Source organism: Herpetosiphon gulosus (assembly GCF_039545135.1).
Taxonomy (GTDB): Bacteria; Chloroflexota; Chloroflexia; order Chloroflexales; family Herpetosiphonaceae; genus Herpetosiphon; species Herpetosiphon gulosus.
Window position 1 is genome coordinate 1 of sequence record NZ_BAABRU010000009.1, and the last position, 18,680, is coordinate 18,680.

Below are 18,680 nucleotides of genomic sequence, written 5' to 3' on the forward strand. Positions count from 1 at the left end.
TCAGCCGTGCGCCACTCATTCCGAAGAATGCGTTCGACTTGCATGCATTAGGCACGCCGCCAGCGTTCGTCCTGAGCCAGGATCAAACTCGCCGACAAGTGACCGTGGTCACTGCGTGTTCTCCTTGATTAATGAGCCGGAGAACGGTGGCTCTGCTTGGTAGATCCCTACCAAAGCGTGACGGTGACAAAAAACAAAAACTATGATGCATGGAATGTGCTGCGGACGCAGCACCCATCAGTTGGAAAGGTGCGATTTTGGCGATAAAAAATCCGCCGCTGCGATTGAAGCAGGAAAGCGGAGCATTTTCGTCAAATGTGTGATGTTGAGCAAACATCGTGCTGTCGGTCAACAGCCTGTGGATTCTACCACCATCGCCAGTTTTTGTCAAATTAGCGTGTGTGGGTGAGTGCAGCAGGTTGGTGTGTCGTGACTGGCGAAACCAGGCATGCGTTGACAGCTCGGGGATTCTACCGCAGATTAAGACCCTTGTCAAATCCCACGAAGCTAGCCGAAACCGCGAAGGCCACGCATTACCCAAATGACACGAATGCTTAGTATTTCAGCCACCGATTGACACAGCTGTTGATGATTATGCTGCTGTTCCTAACGTGCCTACCTCCATTCCCGCAGCCCCTCCTGATCCCTGACCTCTGAATCCTAGTCCCTACTCTTTTGCCTTTATAATTGGGTTACTACGGCGATTGAGAAATTTTGAAGGAGAGTAATGATCAATGAAACAGCGATTAAGCAAAGCGCTTTGGGGAATAGCATTGCTGTTTGGCATGCTCACAGGTTGTACATCTAACCAAATAGTGCTACCAAGCACAACTCCAACAAGCCAACCAACCGCACGAATATACCCAACTGCTTGGCCAACGACAACACCCTTTGTCAGTCAAGCACTGCCAACAGTAACAGCAACACCGATTCCTAGCGATTGGCCTTTGCCACCAATCCGATCTCAGTAACTGCGTATATCGATTTGTTGACCGATTTTGTCAATGCCCAGCCAACTAATTATGAGCATTTGGGTGAGGTATTGGAGCTATGGACAACCTCCAGCAACCAAACCATCATTCAGCAGCCTGAGGGCGAATATTATCGCAAATTTGATTTTAATCGTGATGGGCAAGCTGAAATTCTCATCACGTTACCGACAAATCATCCAGCCATCTTGATCCTACTAACACCTGATAGTAATGGGATGTATCAGCCAATGTGGAAACTCGTAAGTGATTACCCCAACGACTATCGGATTTGGCTAGTGCGCGATCTTACCGCTGATGGCAATGTCGAAATTGTGATGAGTGCCGTGGCTTGCGGCGCTCATACCTGCTCTCAGACTATCAACATTTTACAATGGCAAGCAACAACGCTTAACTCTATTTTGGAGCTGAACGCAGCCAATCCAACAGTGCTCTGGAGCGACCTAACCGCTGATGGCACAATCGAATTGATTGTGGATCGGGGCAAAATTGGTTCAGATGGCGCGGGCATGCAACGCAAACAAACCGAGATTTATCAATGGGATGGATCGCGCTATACCCTTAATTCAATCACACCTGATTCCAGTTGTTTCGCAACACCCATATTGGCAATTGATTGATGGTTTTACTGCGCTAGCCGATGACAAGCCTGATTTGGCTCGGCAATTATTCAGTTCGGCGATTAATGCCCAGCCACCGCTCCCCGCCATTGGCATCGAGGGCAGCAATCTGCAATTAACTATTACAATCGCCCGCTTTCAAGCAATGTATACAGCCTTAGTAGCTGGCGATACGGCAACTGCCGAAATGCTGTATGACCAAGCGCAACAAAACGATGGTGATTATCGCCAGTGGACAGCAGCATTAATGCCAATGTATCAACAAACTAATGATCTAGCAGCAGCCTGTTTGGCAGCCCAAGAGAGTGTCAAAGAGGATCAGTATCTGATTGGATTTAGTTATCAACACCGCGCTTTGCCAATTCGCTCATTACTTTGCGGGCAACTGCCCTAAATCTATTATGAAAGGGCACGCATGTTTCAAACGTTTCTTAGCGCTGATCTCACCGATCAATATTACATACTTCAGGCTTGCATTGATTTTGAGCCCAGTTTGATCGTCAGTCAAACCCATACTGTACTAAAAACCCTGCTAGCAATTCTTGACCGTCCTTACGCTGCCGCTCCGGAGTTGGGATTAGTTGGCATTGATTGCGTTAGGCTGACGCACAAGAACTTAACCATTAAGCTTTGTTTTAACTATGTTGACTATGATGAATATCAACATCATCAACGGGTTAATTTTGTATTTCATCTTTTGGCAATTATCGATCAGCAGTTCCCACTCGATCAGAATCAGTTTTATAGCATACTTAAGTTTTGGCTCGATGCCTATCAAACTGAATACCTTGATGATTAAAAGTTGGGCTACCCTCAATCCAAGAAAAAAGGGCAGCCCAATCAAGCATTTCAACTCAATCCACGATTAATCGTGTTCTCGCAATGGGAAGACCGCTCGCAGCCGCGTATCGCTCAGATACAAACCACCCCACAGCATGCCACCAAGAATCAGCGGAAACACCAGCGAAAAGAGCGGGTCGCCCACGCGCACATGACTGGCGATAGCCCCACCAAAATAACCCGTCAGTAGCACTGTTCCCAAAATTGCCGTGCGCGGAATAATCGCCAAAACTGTACAAACCAGCAACAAAATCCCTAAGCTCAAAGCAATTCCATCGGGGTAGCCCAGCGCCGCAAACGATTTAGCCACAGGCGCAGGATTAAACAGCTTGAAACTGCCATCAAACAGCAGAAACGCCGCTGCCAAACCCCGCAAAATCCGGCTTGCCCACACGATTGGCTTTGATGGAGCGCTCATCACAGTTGCCATCAATCTCATCCTTTCGCTAATGCATGGTTTGATCAACCCTAAATTTAGGCCTTGATTGCTGCTGCCTCAAGTAGCTCCAAGGCAATGCTTTCCAGCATATCGAGCGCCGTTTGCATACCCGATTCCATGCCCGAATTGACATGGCCATCGCGATGCTCTTGACAGCTATGTTGCACCAGCAAGGTTAAACTTGAACCACCATCACGTTCGCTAAAGGTTATTGTATTAAGTGCTTCACCATCGGGCATGGCTTCGTAGACTTCGGTACAAACAATCAACTCATTAGCAGTGAGCTGCTGATAAACCCCATGAAACGCCACCTCAAAACCCGTTTCCGTCACAGTTACCCAACGCCACATTCCACCAACCTGTAGATCAATATCGGCAATTGTGACTGTGCCATGACCCGCCGACCACCAACGTTTGACCAACTCAGGAGTCGTCCAAGCGCGATACACCAACTCTTTAGGCACATTAAAATCACGATTAATTTGAATTTGGGTGTCGATTGGGAGCGTTACGACTGCCGAATGCTTATTTACCAAGGTTGCCATGGTTAATCCTCCTCATGATTCAGTTCTTCGAGCAATTCATCCAAAGCATCAAACCGCTCATTCCACATTTGTTCATAGCGGCGAATCCAGTCGTGAATTGGTTTGAGGGCGCGACCATTCAATCGGTAGTAGCGTTGCCGACCATCATCACGCACCAATACCAACCCAACTTCACGCAATACATGAAGTCGTTTGGAAACCTGCGGCTGAGCCAGCCCAAGCTGCTCCACCAGCTCATTAACTGATAATTCGCCATGAACTAAGAGATCAAGAATTTGCCGCCGACCAGGTTCTGCGATCGCATTGAAAACATCGGTTGTTGTTGCTGCACGTGCCATAGAGTTATTATATACCAATATGGGAATATATCAAGAACGAATTTGCTATTTTTGGCGACCAATATCGATCAAGGGGTCAGGATTCAGGGATAAGGGGCGAGTTTTAACCACAAAGAAGCGCTGAGCGATTGAAATATCATCCGATGTTCCCAATCGCCCAACGCTGATAACTCATTGACGCTATACATTCGACTCTAATTTTTACTTGCATCCCCCATAATTCATCTTTTATCCTTTTACTTTACTCAGCTACGGCTGTTTGCCATTCGATTTTGAGTTTTTCGCGGAAGGCAAATTGCTCAAAGTGTTCATCCATAATATGTTGGATCGTTGCGACAGCCTCGCTGGTTGCCGCCTCAATCACAAAAATCAAGCGTTCAGCTTCGGCTTGCATAGCACATGTGCCCATTGCAAAATAGGCCATGCCTTGTTGATCGTCATATTCAACCTTGATTTTGTGAGCATAGTGCTTACACAATTTTTTGATATAGCTCGAACCAAGCGCGGTCGGAATAGTTGCCTGTGATTGCATGGAATGCTCCTTATGTATTAGTTAATTGATCCACGAAGGACACGAAGGACACGAAGCCATACGAGGGGTCAGGATTCAGGGTCTAGGGGTCAGAGTTGAATTATCTCGCCCAAGGATCAATATCTGATCCCTAATCGCTGGCCCCTGACCTCATAAATTCGCTCTGCGCCGCTGCGTTAAAACCTAATCCCTCATCCCTGAATCCTGAGTCCTACTCTCACTTCTGACTTTTCTGTACCCCAACAATAATCGGTGTGCCACTAATGGGATCAGGGATTAACCGACAATGGACACCATAGAGTTGATGAATTAATTCGGGGGTAACCACGACGTTTGGCGCACCGGCAGCGATGATCGAGCCAGCACACATGGCAATCAGATGATCGGCGTAGCGACAAGCACTGGCCAAATCATGCACCACCATTACCACTGTTTTGCCCTCAGCCGCCAATTGGCGAATCAGCTCAAACACCTCAATTTGATGCCCAAGATCAAGCGCGGCGGTCGGCTCATCGAGCAACAACAATGGGGTTGATTGGGCTAGTGCCATGGCGATCCAAGCGCGTTGGCGTTGGCCGCCTGAAAGCGTCGTCAGCGGTCGATCAGCCATCGCCATCAAGTCGGCAGTAGCAATTGCCGTCACCACCGCCTGTTGGTCTTCTTTTGACCACTGACGCAACAGGCCAGTATGCGGATGGCGGCCAAAACGCACCAAATCGGCCACGGTCATGCCGTCAGGAGCAACGCCATCTTGGGGTAACAAAGCCAAGGCTTGGGCCATCTCACGCGGCGAAAGACGCGCAATATCCTGCCCATCGAGCAAAATTTGGCCTTGCTTGGCCGGATGCAATTTAGCCAAACCCGCCAGCAAAGTTGATTTACCACAGCCGTTTGGGCCGATAATCGCCGTAACCTGGCCATGAGGAATTGAGGCATTCAGCTGATCAATAATTGTGGTACGTTGGTAGCCCAAGACCAAATTTTGGGTCTGCAACGCCGCTGGGGGAGAAACGCTCATAATTGTTTGCCTCTAGGGGTTCGCAACAGGAACCATAATAAGTAAGGACCGCCAACTAAGGCTGTCACGATGCCGACCGGAATTTCAGTTGGGCTGAATACGGTGCGCCCAAGCAAATCGGCCAACATGGTAAAGCATGCGCCAGCCAAGGCCGAAGGCACAATTGGCACGGTGCGCGGGCCAGCCAAGCGCCGACCCAACTCGGGTGCTGCCAAGCCAATCATGCCAACCGGACCAGCGACGGCAACCGCAAGCCCTGTCAAACTTCCCGCCAACAAAATCGTGAAGAAGCGCAACCGAGTAACCCGCACCCCCAAGCTTTGGGCAACTGCATCAGGCAACCGCACTAAATTTAGGCGTTTGCCAACAATCGAAGCGAGCGGTAACAAGACCACCACGCCCCAGGCCAGCAAGCTTACGGTAATTCCTGAACGATCATTCAAGCTCCCAATTGTCCAAGGAAAAGCATCGTTGGCAGCATCGATTGGGGCACGCGCTAGCATCAAATTGGTGGCAGCTCCACAAATTGCGCCCAAGCCCAGCCCAGTGATTAAGAAACGATAGCCGCGGGTGCCAGCTCCACCACTCAAGGCAAAGGTTAAGGAAAGCATGGTAATTGCGCCGATTAAGGCCATACCTGAAGGCACGAGAGTTGTGCTAACCCCCACAACCGAAGCAACCGCAAAGGCCGTCGCAGCATTATCGATCCCAATCGTATCGGGGTTGGCCAACCGATTGCGACTGAGCGTTTGTAATAAACAGCCAGCCATGCCTAAAGCAGCCCCAGCCATGCCCCCAGCCAAAACCCGTGTCAGCCGTAAATCGCGCACAATAAAGATATTTTTAGTCTCGCCTTGATTAAACAAGGCTGCCAAGGCATCAAGTGGGGCGATTTTGACCGTGCCACTGCCAAGGCTCAAACCAACCAAGACCACGGTCGCAATCAGCAAGAGCAAACTTGCCAACCAGGCCCGTCGATCCAACAGCAGGCTCAAACGGCCAAAGCGCAACAACCACAAGCCAGTTGGTTGGCCGGTAAATGACGAAGGTAGGTTTAGCTCGTGAGCAGCACTCGTGGTTGGGTTCAGCGAAAGTCGATCCATGCCATTCTCCTAGAGCGCTGGTAAGCGTTGGCTGCGCACAATCAACACCAAAATCGGCGCACCAATTAATGCTGAAATTACACCTAGCGGGGTTTCGGTTGGCCGCGCAACAATCCGCGAAAGTACATCAGCCAACAGCACAAAACTCGGGCCAAGCAGCACCGCCAATATTAAAGCTCGCCGAATATCAGGCCCAACCATCGCGCGGGCCGCAATCGGCACCACCAGCCCAACAAAGCCAATCGGCCCAGCCATCGCCGTGGCTGAACCAACCAGTAAGGCGACACTGATCATCACGCCAGTGCGAACCAATTTGGGGCGTTGACCAAGGCCACTAGCAACTTTTTCGCCCAGTGCCAAGGCCGCCAATGGCCGAGCAAGCAGCAAGGCAACCGCCAAACCCACCAATAAAACGGGAAGTGCTGGGGTAATGCTGCTCAAATTACGCCCAGCAATTGCGCCAATCGTCCAAAAGCGCACTTCGTCGGCGGTGCGTTGATCGGTCAGCAGAATCACTGAGGAAACCGCAGCGAGCATGCTGCTCAAGGCTGCGCCCGCCAGCACCAAGCGAATTGGATCATCGCCGAGGCCACTCATGCGGGCAACCCCGAGCGCGATGGTACAGCCAACCAACGCCCCAAAAATGGCAACGCCAACTTGTAAATTATTCAGGCTGGCTCCGAGGGCAATCGATACGACTACTGCAGTCGCCGAGCCTGCACTTACCCCCAACAAGCCTGGTTCAGCCAAGGGATTACGGGCAGCAGCCTGCAATAATGCACCAGCCGAGCCAAGTGCCACGCCGACCAACATGCCGATAATCGTGCGTGGTACGCGCAAATCGAGCACCGTCAAACGGGCTTGATCATCGCCAGCGCCTTGGAGCACGGCAAATACTTGGGCCAAGCCAATTGCATTATCCGAGCCAACTCCAAGGCTCAATAAAACAACAATGGCCAGCAAGCCAAAGGCTGCCAGCACTCCAATCAGCATGCGTCGCGAGAGCAAAGTCGTAGCCATAATCATTTCCCAAGAATGTTTTAATTGGGGGCAGTTCAAGGGTAGGTTTTAACGCCCCTCACCCCAACCCCTCTCCCACTGCGGCGGGCGAGGGGCTTTTGGTTTATCCCCCTAGCCTCGCATGCGGGAGAGGGGGACAGGGGGTGAGGGCATACAATGGACTTCGCAGTTCCCTAACCCCCGATCCCTAGCCCTTGATCCCTCGATTATTGTGCAGCAGGAACGCCAGCGACAATATCGCTCAAGATGGCATCGGCGGCCAATGGACCAAATGCGCTGCTCCAAAGTTGAGCGCTAACGGCCACAACTTGCTTGGATTTTTCAGCTTTCAATTGGCCAAATGCAGCTTGTTCGCGAGCGCTTGCCAAAGCGCCATCGCCTTCAGCATTGAACGTGGCCACAAACAACCAATCGGTATCAACGGTTGCCAATTGTTCCAAGCTCAAAACATCGGTGTGTGGTGCATCAGTGCCCAAATCGATCGCCACTTGAGGCAAGTCCAAGCCCAATTCTTCGATCAAGACAACCGCTGGCAACAAACGACCCATCACCAATGGGCCTTGAGGCATCCAACGGATAACTGCGCCAGTTGTGCCTTCTTTGATTGCCAATTTGGTTTTGGCATCAGCAACTTTAGCATCGAACTCTTTCAACCATGCTTCGAGTTCGCTGGTTTTGCCCAAAGCTGCGGCATATTCGCCAGCGGCATCTTTCCAAGCGCCAATACCGTTGGTTGGCACGATGGTTGGAGCAATCGCGCTCAATTTTTTGTAGGTTTCTTCGTCGATCCGGTTGTGGGTCAAAATCAAGTCGGGGGTTGCCGCAATCACTGCTTCGAAATTGATTTCGCCAGGGTTACCGACAATCGCAATTCCAGGCACTTTATCGGCGATGTAGGGAGCAACGCCTTCGCTCAAGCGTGAGCTAATGCCACCAACTGGGATAATACCCAAGGCCACAGCCGTATCCAACGCACCTTCATCAAGCGTCACCAACCGAGCAGGAGTTGCTGGCACTTCGACCGTGCCATAGCGGGTTTCAATGCTACGCGTGCCGCTAGCACTGGTTTCTGTAGTTGCTTCGGCGGTTGGCGCTTCAGCGGTTGGCGCTTCAGTTGCGGCTGGCACTTCAGTTTGCGCTGGCACTTCGCTTCCCGCAGGAGGAATGGTTGCTGCTGAAGCCTCGGTGGCCGCAGGTGCAGTGGTGGCAGTTGAAGCCGTGGTCGAGCCACAAGCAGCCAAAGTCACAAGAGCAAGTAGGGCCAATAATGAACGAAAACGGATTGAAAGGGATGTCATTGGTGAAAATCCTTTGTATGCTAAAAACTTAGCGAATACCAATACTAGTCTGGCGTAAATCGGGCGCGGGCAATAAACCCGTTCGAATACACCGCTCAAGATAGCCAAAGAAGCGCTCGCGATCGATCACAGGCACGGCAATGCCATGCGCTGCCAGCGTTTGCAGCAAGCGTTTGTTTTCAATCGTACCAATTGCGTTGGGCAGTTCCCCGCCATCAGCCTGCCGCTCGAAGAAGGTCAGCGTTGCCTGACTCATCGCATCGTCGGCGTTGCGCAACGCTTGATACCATTGCTCAACTCTGCACAATTGCACGGCATAGCCATACTCGCCAACCCAGCCCAAAAGTTGAGCAAAACTGATTGGCTTGCTGGGTGCAAGATTATAAACTCTCACCCCGCGATGGTTACGGCTAAATTGCACGATTGTCTGTGCAGCAAAATCAACTGGATTCCAGATTTCCTCGACAGGCAGGCTAGGCAGCAAGCCACGCGGCACACCTGCTTGGACAATCCGCCAGAATAAATCATCTTGATTGACAAAATTGCTTTGAATTGGGCCAACCACCCGCCCCAAACGATAGACGGCAACGGGTAAACCACGGGTGGCCGCTTGTTCGAGCAAGCGTTCGGCGACCCATTTGCTTTGGCTGTAGCCATCGCGAAGGCCAGCATGCGCTGCCACAAAATCTTCGGGCACGCGGTGCATTACGCTTTGCGGTGGCGAAACTGCCAAGGTTGAAACGTAATGCACTGGGGTGCAACGCACTGCTGCCAAACGTAGCATTTCGCGGGTGGCGTTGACGTTGACCACCCGCAAGCTGCTATATTCGCGTACCACGCTGACCATCGCAGCATTGTGATAAATCAAATCGCAGCGTTCGATCAAGCTTTGCCATTGCTGATCGTCAAGCCCAAATTGGGACTGAGCTAAATCGCCCTGCCAGGCATCAACCCGCTCGGCAAGCTGCTCGGTCGCTAATTCGTAGTGGTGCAAACTTGCTTGCAAACGCTCAAATGCTGCCACATCCGATCCAGCCCGCACCAAACAAATAACGTTGACCGTGGTTGTATTAAGCAATTCGGCCAACAGATGCGCCCCGACAAAGCCAGTTGCCCCAGTCAACAACACCGTTTGGATTGGTCGTGGCTGGGCATTCAGTTGCTTAGGAACAATCTGCTCGGACAAATTGGCATCGCTCACAAATTGCAGCGCGGCCTCGATTGCCTGCTCAAATTCAGGGTCAAGCGCCTGGCTCAGGCTTGCAATCGTGGGATAGCGGAAGATCAAGGCAGCAGTTACTTCGCGGCCCAAGGCCATACCCAAACGATTAGCAACCTGAATGGTTTGCAGCGATTGACCGCCCAAAGCAAAGAAATCGGCTTCGTCGTTGAATTCGGTTTGGCCCAGTACTTCGGCCCAAACTTGGCGAATTAATGCTGGTATATCGTTGGCTGCGGTATTCACCACAACTGGCGCTGGTGCTAAGGCCGCCACCGCTTTGCGATCGATCTTGCCTGCACTACTGCGCGGCAAGCGTTCAACAATCGTGATCGCTGCCGGAATTACCGCTGCTGGCAAATGTTGGCTAGCGTGATTACGCAATTCAGCCACGCTCAAACTGGCATCGCTGACAACAACCGCTGCAAACAAGCGCTTGCTAGCATTGCCAAGCTGCTGGCCAATTACCGCTACTTCGCGTACCGCCGTATGCCGCAAAAAGACCGATTCAATTTCGGCGGGCGTAACGCGCTGGCCGCTAATTTTGAATTCGTCGTCGCTGCGGCCCACAAACTGTAACTGCCCCTCAAGCAAGTGCACCCGATCGCCTGTGCGATAGGCGCGGGGAGCATGCGGCAATTGGCTGAGTTGGCTAAAATTCAGCGCATCCAAATCGGGACGTTGATAATAACCCATTGCCAAACCATTGCCCAGCAAATACAAATCGCCAACATCGCCTGCAAAAATCGGTTGCTGGTCGCTACCCAAAATAGCTGCTTGTACGCCAGCCAATGGTCGGCCAATCGTAATTAGTTGGTTGGGGTCGCTCAATTCGGCCACGGTTGCCACCACAGTCGCCTCGGTTGGGCCATAGGTGTTAAACAAACGCACATTCGGCGCAACCGCGTTTAACCAGCCTTGAACCCGCTCTGGCAGAGCCGCCTCGCCACCGATGATCACCACCCGCAAGCATTCGGGCAACTGCACCGCGCCTTGGGCCACACTATCGGCCAATTCATGCCAAAAGGCGGTGGGCAAATCGAGCACACTAATCGCATGCGTTTGGCAGGCGGACACAAAGCGCTGTAATGATTCGAGCATGGCATCGTTGCGCAGCACCAAGGTCGCACCTTGGCAGAGCGTCACGAAAATCTCTTCAACGCTGGCATCAAAAGCGAATGGCGCAAATTGCAGCACCCGATCAGCCTCAGTTATTGCGTAACGCTCAGCCGCTGACTGTACAAAACCCGCCAAGGCTTGATGGCTAATCACCACGCCTTTTGGCTCGCCAGTTGAACCAGAGGTATACATGATGTAGGCAGGTTGGGCCAAATCGACCCGTGCCTCGAACCATGCATTCGATTTACCAAGCTGCTCGACCAACAGCAAATTAGGCAGATCAAGGGCTTGTTGGGCCAAAACCAAGGCTGGTTGGGCTTGAGCCACAACACTCGCCAAGCGGCTTTGTGGCCATTGTGGGTCGAGTGGCAGATAGGCCGCCCCACAACAGAGCGTCGCCAAGATCGCGACAATCGCCTCACGGCTACGCGGTAAGGCCACCCCAACCACGCTGCCAGCAGTTACCCCGCGCTGCACCAATTGGCCAGCCCACGCATGGACGTGGCTCGCCAACTCGGCATAGCTCAGTTGCTCAGTGTCGGTAACCAAAGCCAAGGCATGCGGTTGCTCCTTAGCATTATCTAAAATTTGCTCGATCACGCTGGTGAGTGGCAAGCGCAACTCGCCACCATCAAGCACAAGCGGCGCTGGCAAAACCTGTTGCTCAGCCACAGGTATGCTTGGATTTGCCAGCCATCCATTTAATAGGTGTTGAATCGCTGCAAAATGATATTCAAGCGCTGCTTGGCCATAGCAAGCCGGATTGGCCTCAAGCGTCAGATAGAGTTGGTTGCCACGCAAAATCACGTTGAAAGCCAAATCTTCGACTGGGCCAGCGGTAAGCGTTGTGCTTTGGGCTTGGCAATCGCCGAAATTCAATGGATGATCGAAGGGCATAATGTTGACGACCGGCCCAAATAAGCGTCGTCCAGCGCCAACAAAGCCCAAATCGCGGCGCAACTGTTCGTAGCGATAGCGGCCATGCTTGCGGAAGGCATTGCGTTCGGCGGCTACCACAGCAGTTAATTGCGCTAAATCGTGATCAGCGGAAACCTTGAGGCATAGCGGCACAATATTCATGGCCATACACGGCACACGCAACGCCACCGAACCCAAGCGGCTCATCAAGGGCATGCCCAAGACTACGCTCTGGCTGTTGTTCCAGCGAGCCAAGTAAGCTGCCACCACCGCCATCAAAACATCAGGCCATGTACTACGAGTAGGCTTGGCAATCGCGGTTAATTGCTCGATCAAATCACTCGCTAACGCCGTGCTCAAACGAATGCTCCGTGGCTGCGATAAGCCAGTTTGCTCGGTCAGGCTGACGACTTGTGGGTTAGCAGCAAAGCGATTGAGCCAAAACTCGCGATCCAGCGTGGCTTGAATCGAGGCTTGATACGCTTGATCTTCGGCAATCACTGGAGCTAAATCGCCAAAGCTTGGGCTTGGCGTGGCTTTGATTTGTAAGGCTGAGTAAATTTCGGCGACCCGCTTGGTGAGCAAGGCAAAACTATAGCCATCTAAGGCGATATGATGCGCCCGCAAATACCACCACACCTGATCGTCGGCAATTTGCAAAATGGCTGTGTTGAACAACGGGCCAGTCGCCAGATCAATCACATTGCCCAAATCGTGCTGCATCCAAGCCAAAGCACGAGCTTCAGCATCAGGCAAATCGCGTAAATCATGCACGGTCGGGTTGATTGGCTGTGGCTCAACCAACGCATACGGCTGATCATGCTCAAGCCCAAAGCGCAAATGCAGGGTTGCGGCTTCAGCAAAGGCCTGCTCAATCGCAGCGGTCAAGTTAGCAAGCTCAACCACACCGCGCAAGGTCACATATTCGGCTGTGTTATACAGCGGACTACTCGGATCGAGCTGTTGACCCAGCCAAATGCCATGTTGTGCCGCCGATAGCGCCAGCTTAGCCATGAGCTTGCTCCAGGAGTGGCGTGGCAAAGCGACGTTGCCACCATTCGGCCAAGGTTGGGGTTTCGGCCAATTCGGCAAAGCCAACCTCGCAGCCTGCTGCCCGCCAGCGCTCGGCCAAGGTCATCAAGCGCACTGAATCCAAGCCCCAATCGAGCAAGTTATCATCAGCACCGATGCTTTCAACATCATCGAGCAAATCGTGCAACTCGCTGCGTAATTGGTTGTAGCCCAATTCGCGGACCAATTGCTCGGTCGTAGTGACCACAGCGCAACGGCCAGCGGCATAGTGCAAGGCCATGCGATGCTCGTCAAGCGTGAAATCGGCGACAGCATCGGCCACAAAGAATGGCTGAATATCTTGCATAAAGGCATCGCAAGCGGTCAACAAACAGCCAAGATGGGCATAAACCCCACAGACAATTAGTTGATCGCGGCCTGCTTCACGCAACAATTCGCGCAACGGCGTGCGTTGAAATGCGCTATAGCGCCATTTGGTAATTACTTGATCGCCAGCCCTCGGCGCAAGCGGCGCGACAATCTCCGGTGGCGTGCCAGTGCTCAAGCCTTTACCCCAAAATGTGCTCAACAAACCCCGATCTTCGGGCGCTTGGTCGCCTGGTTGGGCCGAATAAAACACCGGAATGCCCAAGGCATGAGCGTGATCACGCAAGCTGGCAATCGAACGCAACACGCTGCTAATTGGCTCTTCGCCAGCAGGAAAAGCATCGATAAAATAATTTTGCAAATCGTGAATTAACAAGGCTACGCGCTGTGGCTCAGCCGCCCAAGTGGCGCGGTTGGTTGGTAATTCAGTTGGAATTGCATAAGCCGCAATTGATGGTAACGCCATAATTTATCCTTCTAGGCTGGCACACGACCAGCACTTAATTGCTCACGTAACAGCCGTTTGTTGATCTTGCCAACCCCAGTTTTGGGCAAACTCGCGACGATTTCGACCCGATCTGGCAATTTGTATTCGGCAAGCCCACGGCTGCGCAAAAATTGCACCACCTCGCGGCGGTTGATATTCACGCCGTTGCTGACAATCACCGCACAAGTACGTTCGCCTAAAAATCGATCAGGCAAACCCACCAGTGCCACATCGTGAATCGCTGGGTGATTGAGCAGATGTTGCTCGATTTCTTCGGCGGCGACTTTTTCGCCACCACGATTGATTTGATCTTTGGCGCGGCCTTCGACTGAAACATAGCCAGCGGCGTTCAGTCGTGCCAGATCGCCAGTACGATAAAAACCGTCGCTGGTAAAAGCCCGTTGATTATGTTCCGCAGCGCGATAATAGCCGCGAATCGTGTAGGGGCCCCGGGTAATTAGGTGGCCAAGCTCACCCAGTGGCAAATCTTTATCTTCATCATCAACAATTCGCACTTCATCCAAAGGCGAAATTGGGCGGCCTTGGGTGGTGCAAATCAACTCAGCCGGATCATCAAGCCGCGTGTAATTAACCAAACCCTCAGCCATGCCATAGACTTGTTGCAATTGGCAGCCAAGCTCAGGCTGTACACGGTGGGCGGTATCGGCACCAAAGGACGCACCACCGACCAAAATCTGCTTGAGGCTGGTTAACTCGGCCTTACGATTAGCCGCAGCATCGAGCCACAGCAAGGCTAGCGGCGGCACCATTCCGGTGATCGTCACGCCTTCGCGGGCAATCAAGGGAAAAGCCACATCAGGGCTTGGTTGCGGCGCAAGCACCACTGTGCCGCCCGCCGCCAAGGTTCCCAAGGTTCCAGGCGAACTCATCGGGAAGTTGTGAGCCATTGGCAGCACGCACAAATAGACACTACTAGCATCCAGCTCACAGATTTCAGCGCTGGCTCGCACTGAGTACAAATAATCGTCGTGGGTACGGGCAATCAATTTGGGCACACCAGTGCTGCCGCCCGAAAGCTGAAACAACGCCACCTCGGCAGGATCAAGCGTGGGAAATTCGCTTGGCTCGGCATCAATCTCAGCCAAAGCAGTGAATGGTCCAGCCTCACCCACCACCAACACATGTTCAAGCGTTGGCGCGACCACTTTGATCTCAGCCGCCAAGCTGCGATAATCGAAACTACCAACGTTATCGGCAATCACATAAGCTACCGCCTCGCTGTGCTGGCAAAAATAGCCAATTTCAGCCAAGCGATGGGCTGGCAGAGCCATCAACGGAATCGCGCCAACCCGAAAGAGCGCAAAACAAACCACAAACCATTCGGCACAATTGGGCAATTGCACAACGACGCGCTGTTTTGGTTGGATGCCGAGCTGTTGCAAACCCGCCGCCAAGCGATCAACCCGTTGATCAAGCTCGCGATAGCTCCAACGGCGTTCGCCACACACCACAGCGGTGGCTTCGCCCGAGCGCTGCGCCCACTCGCGCAGCGCTTCGCCAAAGGTCTGATCAACCCAATAGCCAGTCTTGCGATAGCGTTCGGCAAACTCGGCGGGCCAAGCGGTTGTGCCCTCAAGGCCAAGCGTCAGCTCAGCCATTAGGCCACCTCGCCTTCGCTATCGATACCCATCGCCAGTAACATCGTGCGAAATTTTGCCCCAGTTTCGGCCAATTCAGCTTCAGGAGTCGAACCAAGCACCACTCCAGCGCCAGCAAACAAGCGCAACGATTGATCAACAACTTCGGCACAGCGAATCGTCACAATCCATTCGCCATCGCCTTGGGCGTTGCACCAACCAACCATGCCCGTGAAAAAGCCCCGATCAAACGGTTCGATTTCACGGATGGCGGCGCGGGCGGCCTCGGTAGGCGTGCCACACACTGCTGGAGTTGGGTGCAACGCCAATGCCAGACCTAAAGACGAAGGCGCATCAGCGTTTAATTCGCCAATCAAGGTTGTCGAGAGATGCCACATTGTCGCTGTGGAAATGACGGTTGGCGATGGAACTTCGAGGTTCGTACAGAATGGCGCTAAAGCTGCTGCTACCGCATCAACCACAACCTTATGTTCGTGTAAATCTTTGGGTGATACAAGCAAACCTGCTGCCCGCCGTGCATCTTCCTCGGGGTCGGCACTGCGGGGAATCGAGCCAGCTAAGGGATTGGCGATCACTTGATTGCCATTGCGGGCCAGTAACAACTCAGGGCTAGCCCCAACCAACGCACGGCGGGTTGGCAATGGCACAGCAAAGGTGTAGCCAGTTTTGTTATTACGCGCCAAATTCGCCAAAATCAAATTCACATCAAGTGGTGCTTCGGCGGTCAATTGCAACGAGCGTGAGAGCACAACTTTTTGCAAATCGCCAGCCTGCATTTTGGCCAAGGCTTGCGCCACGCCCTGTTTGTAGTGCTCGGGCGCAGGCATTGGCTCGATGTTGCAATGGGGCAAACGTTGGTTATGCCAGTAGGGTTGCGCCTCGGCGTGCAACGGGCCAGCCCAAGCCACACGTGAAGGCAAAGCCAAATAAGCCGCAGCATCGGGAGCAAAAGGTAATGCCCCAACCACCACTGGATTAACCTCGCCACCACGTTCAGCCCGTTGCAAGGCCTCGTTAACTCGTTGCTCAAGCTCAGGCAAAGCGGTTTGGCTAATCAAATCAACATAGCTCAGTTGAGCCAGCAAGGTATGATTGGGCGATGCAAAGAAAAAGGCCGATTCTGCTTGATAGTTGTCTAGCAATTGCCACGCCGATTCGCGTAGCCGTTCTTGTTCAAAACTGCTCATGATCGTCATCCTTAATTGCGTGCTACACAGCGTTGGCTTAATTCAGACCCACTTCCCGCGCGACTGGCTGGGCGTATTGTTGATTGATTTTTTCCATCAAATCAGCAAAGTGTTCGTGGTTCAACGATTGGGGGCCATCCGAGCTAGCATGGTCAGGATCATGATGAACTTCGATCATCAAGCCATCGCCGCCAACCGCCAAGCCTGCCAAAGCCAACGGCGCAACCAAGTACCATTTGCCAGTGCCATGGCTAGGATCAACAATCACTGGCAGATGGCTGCGATGTTTGGCCATCGCCACAGCATTCAAATCGAGGGTGTTGCGGGTAGCATTTTCAAAAGTACGAATGCCGCGCTCGCATAAAATCACGTTGCGATTGCCGGTAGCCAGCACATATTCGGCGGCCAGTAGCCATTCTTCAATCGTGCCAGCCGGGCCACGTTTGACCATGACAGGGCGGCCAGTGCGACCAGCGGCTTCGAGCAAAGCAAAATTTTGCATATTGCGTGCGCCAATTTGAATCACGTCAGTGTATTCGGCCACCAAATCGACATCGGCGGTGTTGAGCGCTTCGGTAATAATTGGCAAGCCTGTTTCGGCACGAGCTTTGGCCAAAATTTTTAAGCCTGCTTCGCCCAAGCCACGGAAGGCATAGGGTGAGGTGCGGGGTTTGAAAGCCCCGCCGCGCAGCATATGTGCTCCGGCTTCGGCCACAGCGTAGGCCGTGTTGAGCAATTGGCTTTCTGATTCAACTGAACATGGGCCAGCCATTACGACTGGTTGGCCGCCGCCAATCTTGACCGAGCCAAGATCCACAATCGTGGTTTGGTAGGCATCGGTGCGAGCAGCAAGTCGATACGGCGCGGGCTTGGTCGATGCGTTTGCATTGCTCATGAGCGAGAGATCCTTGTATCTAAGCACCAAGCGTTGCGCCGCCATCAATGCGCAAATCGTGCATGGTGATGTGGCGAGCACGCTCGGAGAGTAAAAAAACAACAGCGTTGGCAATATCGGCAGGCTTGGCAATTCGCCCCAACGGAATCCCCAAGCGAAATGTCTCCAATGAGCCAGCAATCACCCGTTGCGGGCCAGTTTCGTCGTGCCACAACATGCGTTGCATGGCGGTGTCGGTCGAGCCAGGTGAAACGACATTACAGCGAATCTTATGTTGGGCTAATTCAAGGCCCAAGCACATGGTCAAGGCAGTCGCAGCAGCTTTCGAGGCAGCATAGGCCGCCATCTGCATGCGCGGAACGCCAGCGGCATTCGAGCCAACCGTCACGATGCTACCAGCTTGGCGTGGAACCATGCGCCGAGCAACCGCCCGCGTGAGGTTGAACACGCCCGTGGCATTCACATCGAGACTAGTCGCCCAATCTTCATCGCTTAATTCGACTACAGGAGCCATGCGCAAAATGCCAGCAACATTCACCAGCAGGCCAATCGGCCCAGTCTGTTTTTCGATCGTGTCAACCAATGCTTCAACTGCTTGGGCCTTACGCACATCGATTGTGCGCGTGCTGAGTTGGCCTTCGCCAATTTCCAAGCGTTGGTGCAACGCCTGCAAAACAGCCGATTGAACATCCAGCGCCACTACATGGACACCATGGCGACATAATTCTTGGGCAACTGCGGCTCCAATGCCTTGAGCAGCACCTGTCACCAGGGCTACTTGGTTTTTCAGTTCGGGGTATTCAGAAAATTGCACAAACGCTCCCTAACCGATCAGGCGTTGCCTGCAGTTTGAATGGTGATAACTGATGATGACAGTTGCCTGTTTTAGCTCAATTGTTCAGCTAAAAGCTTCCAGAATCTATCACCAACAATTGGATTATGTCATTAACACAATTTAGTCGGATATAACTGTTTTTATTCAAGGCGCAGTATACGCAACAGGCTCGTATTTGTCAAACGTAGGTTAATGGGTCAAGGGGTCAGGATTCAGGGGCTAGGGATCAGGTAGAACATAGAGCATAACTTTAGGGATTGT

Annotated in this window: 18 protein-coding genes and 1 rRNA gene; 4 read left to right on the plus strand and 15 right to left on the minus strand. The window is 52.6% G+C overall.

The features are described 5' to 3' along the window. Positions 1-98, minus strand: a 16S ribosomal RNA gene (locus tag ABEB26_RS13275); the annotation flags it as partial. A 636-nt stretch (positions 99-734) separates the two neighbouring features. On the opposite strand from ABEB26_RS13275, the gene ABEB26_RS13280 reads away from it, so the two are divergent. Genes ABEB26_RS13280 through ABEB26_RS13295 form a run of 4 tightly spaced genes read left to right on the plus strand, consistent with a single transcriptional unit; the run spans position 735 to position 2,408 of the window. Beyond that, a complete protein-coding gene (locus ABEB26_RS13280) occupies positions 735-971 on the plus strand; it encodes a hypothetical protein (protein WP_345722504.1) in 237 nt (78 codons plus the stop codon). Continuing rightward, on the plus strand, positions 941-1,609 hold the full coding sequence (locus ABEB26_RS13285; protein ID WP_345722505.1) for a hypothetical protein: 669 nt from the start codon (positions 941-943) through the stop codon (positions 1,607-1,609). The genes ABEB26_RS13280 and ABEB26_RS13285 overlap by 31 nt, the downstream gene beginning before the upstream one ends. Positions 1,610-1,643: 34 nt before the next feature. Further along, the gene (locus ABEB26_RS13290) at positions 1,644-2,003 is read left to right on the plus strand and encodes a hypothetical protein (RefSeq protein ID WP_345722506.1); all 360 of its coding nucleotides are present in this window, start codon (positions 1,644-1,646) and stop codon (positions 2,001-2,003) included. Positions 2,004-2,024: 21 nt separating this feature from the next. Next, the gene (locus tag ABEB26_RS13295) at positions 2,025-2,408 is read left to right on the plus strand and encodes a hypothetical protein (protein ID WP_345722507.1); all 384 of its coding nucleotides are present in this window, start codon (positions 2,025-2,027) and stop codon (positions 2,406-2,408) included. Positions 2,409-2,474: 66 nt separating this feature from the next. Here ABEB26_RS13295 and ABEB26_RS13300 read toward each other — a convergent pair whose 3' ends face one another. From ABEB26_RS13300 to ABEB26_RS13365, 14 genes are all read right to left on the minus strand, one after another. Next, positions 2,475-2,879 (minus strand): DoxX family protein, encoded by a 405-nt coding sequence (locus ABEB26_RS13300; protein WP_345722508.1) that lies wholly within the window; start codon positions 2,877-2,879, stop codon positions 2,475-2,477. A gap of 44 nt (positions 2,880-2,923) precedes the next feature. Beyond that, a complete protein-coding gene (locus ABEB26_RS13305) occupies positions 2,924-3,433 on the minus strand; it encodes an SRPBCC family protein (protein ID WP_345722509.1) in 510 nt (169 codons plus the stop codon). Positions 3,434-3,435: 2 nt separating this feature from the next. Further along, positions 3,436-3,771 (minus strand): ArsR/SmtB family transcription factor, encoded by a 336-nt coding sequence (locus ABEB26_RS13310; RefSeq protein WP_345722510.1) that lies wholly within the window; start codon positions 3,769-3,771, stop codon positions 3,436-3,438. 241 nt (positions 3,772-4,012) lie between these two features. Further along, positions 4,013-4,303, minus strand: a complete 291-nt coding sequence (locus tag ABEB26_RS13315) for a DUF2218 domain-containing protein (protein ID WP_345722511.1) — start codon at positions 4,301-4,303, stop codon at positions 4,013-4,015. Positions 4,304-4,520: 217 nt separating this feature from the next. Beyond that, a complete protein-coding gene (locus tag ABEB26_RS13320) occupies positions 4,521-5,321 on the minus strand; it encodes an ABC transporter ATP-binding protein (protein WP_345722512.1) in 801 nt (266 codons plus the stop codon). Then, a complete protein-coding gene (locus ABEB26_RS13325) occupies positions 5,318-6,424 on the minus strand; it encodes a FecCD family ABC transporter permease (protein ID WP_345722513.1) in 1,107 nt (368 codons plus the stop codon). Before ABEB26_RS13325 ends, ABEB26_RS13320 begins: the two co-directional genes overlap by 4 nt. 9 nt (positions 6,425-6,433) lie before the next feature. Next, positions 6,434-7,444: a FecCD family ABC transporter permease gene (locus ABEB26_RS13330; protein ID WP_345722514.1), complete on the minus strand. Its 1,011-nt coding sequence runs from the start codon at positions 7,442-7,444 to the stop codon at positions 6,434-6,436. 206 nt (positions 7,445-7,650) lie between these two features. After that, positions 7,651-8,742 carry an ABC transporter substrate-binding protein gene (locus tag ABEB26_RS13335; RefSeq protein WP_345722516.1) on the minus strand — a complete coding sequence of 364 codons (1,092 nt, stop codon included), beginning with the start codon at positions 8,740-8,742 and terminating at the stop codon, positions 7,651-7,653. A gap of 28 nt (positions 8,743-8,770) precedes the next feature. Then, positions 8,771-13,012: an amino acid adenylation domain-containing protein gene (locus tag ABEB26_RS13340; protein WP_345722517.1), complete on the minus strand. Its 4,242-nt coding sequence runs from the start codon at positions 13,010-13,012 to the stop codon at positions 8,771-8,773. Continuing rightward, positions 13,005-13,862: an isochorismatase family protein gene (locus ABEB26_RS13345; RefSeq protein WP_345722518.1), complete on the minus strand. Its 858-nt coding sequence runs from the start codon at positions 13,860-13,862 to the stop codon at positions 13,005-13,007. The genes ABEB26_RS13340 and ABEB26_RS13345 overlap by 8 nt, the downstream gene beginning before the upstream one ends. An 11-nt stretch (positions 13,863-13,873) precedes the next feature. Further along, a complete protein-coding gene (locus ABEB26_RS13350) occupies positions 13,874-15,502 on the minus strand; it encodes a (2,3-dihydroxybenzoyl)adenylate synthase (protein WP_345722519.1) in 1,629 nt (542 codons plus the stop codon). Further along, positions 15,502-16,689 carry an isochorismate synthase DhbC gene (gene dhbC / locus ABEB26_RS13355; protein ID WP_345722520.1) on the minus strand — a complete coding sequence of 396 codons (1,188 nt, stop codon included), beginning with the start codon at positions 16,687-16,689 and terminating at the stop codon, positions 15,502-15,504. The genes ABEB26_RS13350 and dhbC overlap by 1 nt, the downstream gene beginning before the upstream one ends. A 37-nt stretch (positions 16,690-16,726) precedes the next feature. After that, on the minus strand, positions 16,727-17,584 hold the full coding sequence (aroF, locus tag ABEB26_RS13360) for a 3-deoxy-7-phosphoheptulonate synthase (protein WP_345722521.1): 858 nt from the start codon (positions 17,582-17,584) through the stop codon (positions 16,727-16,729). Positions 17,585-17,603: 19 nt separating this feature from the next. Next, positions 17,604-18,398, minus strand: a complete 795-nt coding sequence (locus ABEB26_RS13365; protein WP_345722522.1) for a 2,3-dihydro-2,3-dihydroxybenzoate dehydrogenase — start codon at positions 18,396-18,398, stop codon at positions 17,604-17,606. Between the last annotated feature and the right edge of the window lie 282 nt (positions 18,399-18,680).

What these genes read in the sequence shown, in the direction of transcription:
- ABEB26_RS13335 (WP_345722516.1), bottom strand. Translation starts at nt 8,742, where the DNA reads ATGACATCCCTTTCAATCCGTTTTCGTTCATTATTGGCCCTACTTGCT.
- ABEB26_RS13325 (WP_345722513.1), bottom strand. Translation starts at nt 6,424, where the DNA reads ATGGATCGACTTTCGCTGAACCCAACCACGAGTGCTGCTCACGAGCTA.
- ABEB26_RS13280 (WP_345722504.1), top strand. Translation starts at nt 735, where the DNA reads ATGAAACAGCGATTAAGCAAAGCGCTTTGGGGAATAGCATTGCTGTTT.
- ABEB26_RS13305 (WP_345722509.1), bottom strand. Translation starts at nt 3,433, where the DNA reads ATGGCAACCTTGGTAAATAAGCATTCGGCAGTCGTAACGCTCCCAATC.
- ABEB26_RS13300 (WP_345722508.1), bottom strand. Translation starts at nt 2,879, where the DNA reads ATGGCAACTGTGATGAGCGCTCCATCAAAGCCAATCGTGTGGGCAAGC.
- ABEB26_RS13340 (WP_345722517.1), bottom strand. Translation starts at nt 13,012, where the DNA reads ATGGCTAAGCTGGCGCTATCGGCGGCACAACATGGCATTTGGCTGGGT.
- ABEB26_RS13310 (WP_345722510.1), bottom strand. Translation starts at nt 3,771, where the DNA reads ATGGCACGTGCAGCAACAACAACCGATGTTTTCAATGCGATCGCAGAA.
- ABEB26_RS13345 (WP_345722518.1), bottom strand. Translation starts at nt 13,862, where the DNA reads ATGGCGTTACCATCAATTGCGGCTTATGCAATTCCAACTGAATTACCA.
- ABEB26_RS13295 (WP_345722507.1), top strand. Translation starts at nt 2,025, where the DNA reads ATGTTTCAAACGTTTCTTAGCGCTGATCTCACCGATCAATATTACATA.
- aroF (WP_345722521.1), bottom strand. Translation starts at nt 17,584, where the DNA reads ATGAGCAATGCAAACGCATCGACCAAGCCCGCGCCGTATCGACTTGCT.
- ABEB26_RS13315 (WP_345722511.1), bottom strand. Translation starts at nt 4,303, where the DNA reads ATGCAATCACAGGCAACTATTCCGACCGCGCTTGGTTCGAGCTATATC.
- ABEB26_RS13330 (WP_345722514.1), bottom strand. Translation starts at nt 7,444, where the DNA reads ATGGCTACGACTTTGCTCTCGCGACGCATGCTGATTGGAGTGCTGGCA.
- ABEB26_RS13320 (WP_345722512.1), bottom strand. Translation starts at nt 5,321, where the DNA reads ATGAGCGTTTCTCCCCCAGCGGCGTTGCAGACCCAAAATTTGGTCTTG.
- ABEB26_RS13350 (WP_345722519.1), bottom strand. Translation starts at nt 15,502, where the DNA reads ATGGCTGAGCTGACGCTTGGCCTTGAGGGCACAACCGCTTGGCCCGCC.
- dhbC (WP_345722520.1), bottom strand. Translation starts at nt 16,689, where the DNA reads ATGAGCAGTTTTGAACAAGAACGGCTACGCGAATCGGCGTGGCAATTG.